Here is a 1,137-nt window from a genome sequence, read left to right as displayed (position 1 = left end):
CGCCCGGCCAGCGGCGCTCGCTTCGAGCCGATCGACGAGGTGGCGATGCCGGTCGCGGCCAGGGAACCGACGATCATTCCAGAGTCCGGGCCTGAGCACCACGCTGAGAAAGCGGTGGAACCGGAGATGATGGTGGAGCCGGATCTGCCCTCGCCGGCGGAACCTGCCATGGAGGTCGAACCCGCCGCCGGCGCCCCTGTCGCCGATCCCACCCCTGTCGCCGAGGCCGTCCCGGTCGCCAAAACCAGGCCGCGTTCGGTGCTGGGCGAGATCGACGTTGAAAAAGCGGCGGAAAAGCTGATCGCAAGCGGCGCCGCGCGCGCCATCTTCGTGTCGCCGGAAGGTGACGAGGCGGCCGCGTCCGCGATCCTGGTGGCGCGCGAGGTCTCCGACGCCGGCCTGCGTGTGCTGCTGCTCGATCTCACGGCTTCCGGCGCCGCCTCGCGACCGATGCTCGACAGCGGACTGTTCCCGGGCATCACCAATCTGCTCGCGTCGCAGGCGCAGTTCAGCGAAGTCATCCACCCCGACCTCTATTCCGACTGCCATGTCATTCCTGTCGGCACCGCCGATCCGGTTCGCGCCATGCGCGCCGCCGACCGGCTGCCGATCATCATGCAATCGCTGACCACCGCCTATGACCTGGTGGTAGTCGAATGCGGTCCCGCCGACGCCCAAGGCATCAGCCGTCTGGGTGGCGATGCGACCGAAGTGTTCCTCTCCATGCTGGAGCCGGATGATGAGGTGACGCAGGCCGCCGTCAAGCTTATCGAGAATGGCTATCCGGAGTTGACGCTGGTGACCCCGCTCGGCCACGAACCGCCGGGCACTCCGGTGCCGGGAAGGCGCTCGGCGGCTTGAGTCCGATGAACGGCGCTTGTGGTCATTACGTTGGAAGGTGGGCGGGTTAGCTACCGTCCTCGGCGGGCGCCGGCGCCTGGCCAGCGGCCTTGCGACGCAGCAGCTTGGTCAGCTTCCAGATCGTCGGACTGTTCTTGACGACGGCTTTCAGTCTGGCACTTTGCCGCAGCCCCAGCGCCAGTGCGCGGCCTTTCGACGTCAGCGGAACCAGCACCTCGAAGTGCTGCGTTTCGATATCGCACCATAAACGCTTGTACGGCTCGTCGCCGAACGAGA

The 1,137-nt window shown here is 66.9% G+C and carries 1 protein-coding gene and 1 pseudogene; one reads left to right on the top strand and one right to left on the bottom strand.

The features are described 5' to 3' along the window. Positions 1-861: tyrosine-protein kinase family protein (locus FJ980_RS33230; RefSeq protein ID WP_140547624.1), on the top strand; the 861-nt coding region annotated here is incomplete at its 5' end. Between the two features lie 46 nt (positions 862-907). Here FJ980_RS33230 and FJ980_RS33225 read toward each other — a convergent pair. Then, positions 908-1,137 (bottom strand): annotated as a pseudogene (locus FJ980_RS33225) (GNAT family N-acetyltransferase); the annotation flags it as partial.

Source organism: Mesorhizobium sp. B1-1-5 (genome assembly GCF_006443065.1).
Taxonomy (GTDB): Bacteria; Pseudomonadota; Alphaproteobacteria; order Rhizobiales; family Rhizobiaceae; genus Mesorhizobium.
The sequence above is the reverse complement of the archived record's forward strand: the minus strand, read 5'-3'. Positions and strand labels throughout refer to the sequence as shown.